This window comes from Phyllobacterium sp. P5_D12, assembly GCF_054049495.1.
Map to the genome: position 1 here is coordinate 1 of NZ_JBFUMG010000559.1, position 2,864 is coordinate 2,864.

3 protein-coding genes are annotated in these 2,864 nt (G+C 51.7%); 1 reads left to right on the forward strand and 2 read right to left on the reverse strand.

The features are described 5' to 3' along the window. Nucleotides 1-454: 454 nt before the first annotated feature. The gene (locus ACXJ5O_RS23450) at nucleotides 455-949 is read right to left on the reverse strand and encodes an NUDIX hydrolase (protein ID WP_457302006.1); all 495 of its coding nucleotides are present in this window, start codon (nucleotides 947-949) and stop codon (nucleotides 455-457) included. A 221-nt stretch (nucleotides 950-1,170) separates the two neighbouring features. Between ACXJ5O_RS23450 and ACXJ5O_RS23455 the strand changes: the two genes are divergently transcribed. Next, complete coding sequence (locus ACXJ5O_RS23455) at nucleotides 1,171-2,214, forward strand: magnesium and cobalt transport protein CorA (protein WP_457302007.1); 1,044 nt, start codon at nucleotides 1,171-1,173, stop codon at nucleotides 2,212-2,214. Nucleotides 2,215-2,218: 4 nt separating this feature from the next. Here ACXJ5O_RS23455 and gpt read toward each other — a convergent pair whose 3' ends face one another. Then, nucleotides 2,219-2,716: a xanthine phosphoribosyltransferase gene (gpt, locus tag ACXJ5O_RS23460; RefSeq protein WP_112530208.1), complete on the reverse strand. Its 498-nt coding sequence runs from the start codon at nucleotides 2,714-2,716 to the stop codon at nucleotides 2,219-2,221. Between the last annotated feature and the right edge of the window lie 148 nt (nucleotides 2,717-2,864).

A 2,864-nucleotide genomic window follows, 5' to 3' on the forward strand; every position in this document is an offset into this window, starting at 1 on the left:
GTGTGATTCTTACCCCTTAAGAACTGTCACACTATCTGGTAAATATTCTGCCTGTAAACACTAAATATAGTGTTAATTGGCCATTTACCCAACAAAATAATCGACTTGCGCGCAGGCGTTTTTTCGGTCCAGAAGTGATCCATCCCTTGCACGCGCGCTGGAGTGCAAGCTTTGGTAAACACTGGATAAACTGGAAAAAGGCCGGTTACAGACACTCCGGTCACGCCACTAACGCAACGCCGTTCACCATAAAAAATGACTCGCGTGCAAGCGTCAAGTCATAGTTTTTTACATAATTGTGACCGCAATATCTTGTGTCACATATGTGGATAACGGGGAGAAACCTAAGAAATTTTTGCAAGCTAGTGGCGTGCAAAGTTTCTGGGGAAAGGCCATCACTGGGAAAATTTGAAAATTTGAATGAGATGCAAGCGCATTGTAAGCGTCGCGGTGCTCAGTGATCGGCTAAAGCCCCAAGATCAAAGCTTGCAAGGAGGTTTTTCAGCCCGGGTTCTTCCACCCGTTGGGCGGCCTCGTTGACGCTTACCCAATCGAGCCGGCGTTCGCCGCGCTCAGGCCAATTCTTTTCCTGGTGCGAAAAATGCATAGGAAAAACATCAACGATGAAATCGCCGGATTCACCGTCACACACATCGTGTTTTTCGTACGTGTATGTACCGATAGAAAAGGGCGCCGTGTCGCCGCGCACGCCGGCTTCTTCATAGGCCTCCCTTTGCGCGGACTGGGCAAACGTCTTGCCGACCTGTGGCCAACCCTTGGGCAGAACCCAGCGGCCGGTTCCTCGGCTTGTAATCAACAAGATCTCGGGTCGATTTTTCTTGAGGCGATAAACGAGTGCAGCGACCTGGCAGATCCTGCCATCCGGCATTTCGATCCGCTTGTCCGATACGATTTCGTTTAGATAGGTTACGTTCAATGTTCCGCTCATTTCAGCTTGTTTTCAGCAAGTGTGAACCGATTCGAATAATCCGCAATCGTTCTTTGGCTACAGTTTGCTGCTTATATGCGACTTATGACATTTTTTTGAACAGCAGTGCAAAAAAATAGATCGAAATTTCCAGCGGGGCGCCGTCAGAGCCCGACTAAGGGATAGCTGGAAAGGTTGAACCACAAGGGATAACCTGTGTGAAATCACAAATGGGAGGGACAATGACATCTTCCAGATCGTCGTTCGAAGAGGCTTCGCGACCTTTCGGTGCTGCAAATTCACCAGAGGATGAAAACGTTAGCGTTGTAGCGTCATGTGTTTACGCCAACGGCCAGCGCATAGCGGACATCTCGATCGATGAAGCAGGAACGTGGACTCAAAAGGAAGGACACGTCGTCTGGATCGGATTGTTAGAACCGGACGGCAAACTTCTGCACCGGGTTCAAAAGCAATTCGGCCTGCACAGCTTGGCTATTGAGGATGCGGAACACGCTCACCAGCGTCCAAAGCTCGAGCAGTATGGTGACGCAATTTTTATTGTGGCGCGCACGGCACAACTGATCAATGGCCGTGTAGAATTTGGTGAAACGCATGTTTTCCTTGGTAAAGGATATATCGTCAGCGTTCGCCACGGAGCGTCGACGTCGTATGCGGCCGTGCGGCAGCATTGGGAGACGTCACCTTATGCACTGGCAAAAGGTGAAGATTTCATCCTCTACGCAATTCTGGATTTCATCGTCGACAATTACATGCCGGTGCTGGAAGCAATTCATGATGAAGTGGAATCAATCGAGGACCGTGTACTCGCGAAACCTATGACCAGCAGCGATATCGAACGCCTGTACATGCTGCGCCGGGATCTTTTGCGCCTGCGCAACGCGATTGGACCGCTTGTCGACGTGTGTGGACGATTAAGCAATACGGATCTGCCGCAGATACAGACAGCGATGCAGCCTCATTTCAGAGATGTCACTGATCACGTCCGCACCGTTCAGGAGAAGATCGATGGTTTGCGTGAGGTTTTAGCCTTTGCGTTTGAAGCGAGCTTACTCGTTGGCCAAAGTCAGGAAACGGTGATTTCCAAGCGCTTGGCCTCCTGGGCGGCGATACTGGCTGTGCCGACAGCTATCGCCGGCATTTACGGCATGAATTTCAAGCACATGCCAGAGCTTGATTCTCCCAATGGGTATTACTGGGTGTTGGGAGCGATCGGACTTGTGTGCTTGACTCTATATTGGCGGTTCCGCAAGAGCGGCTGGCTTTAGAACGTTATCCGCCATGGCCCTTGGTGATCGGTTCCTGGTAGGTCAGGCCCATGTCCCACGGGAAATAGATCCAGGTATCCTGTGAAACTTCGGTCACGAACGTGTCGATGAGCGGGCGCCCCTTGGGTTTCGCATAAACGGTAGCAAAATGCGCTTTCGGCATCATTTCGCGCACGATGGCAGCGGTCTTGCCTGTATCGGTCAGGTCATCAACGACCAGAATGCCTTCGCCTTCGTTCTCGAGAAGCCGTGGATCAACATTCTTCAGGACCTTGAGCTCGCCTTGCTCGTCGTAGTCGTGGTAGGATGCAATACACACCGTCTCGATCATACGAATGCCAAGCTCGCGACAGATGATGGCTGCCGGGACCAATCCACCGCGCGTAATCGCGACCATGGCGCGCCATTCACGCTGCATACCGGCAACACGCCAGGCCAAGGCGCGGGCATCCCTATGGAATTGGTCCCAAGAGACCGGAAAAGCTTTGTCGGGAAGGGACATGGCGCGCACTCCATCAGAAAAATGCAATGTAGCGGAAAATCCGCCAGGAATGMATCCCGCAATAGCGGTAAAAGCAAGCCGCTGGCAAGCCGCTTGCGTTGTCCGCGATCTGTTCTGACGAGAAAAGTGTGATTATTGCGCCCTGTTC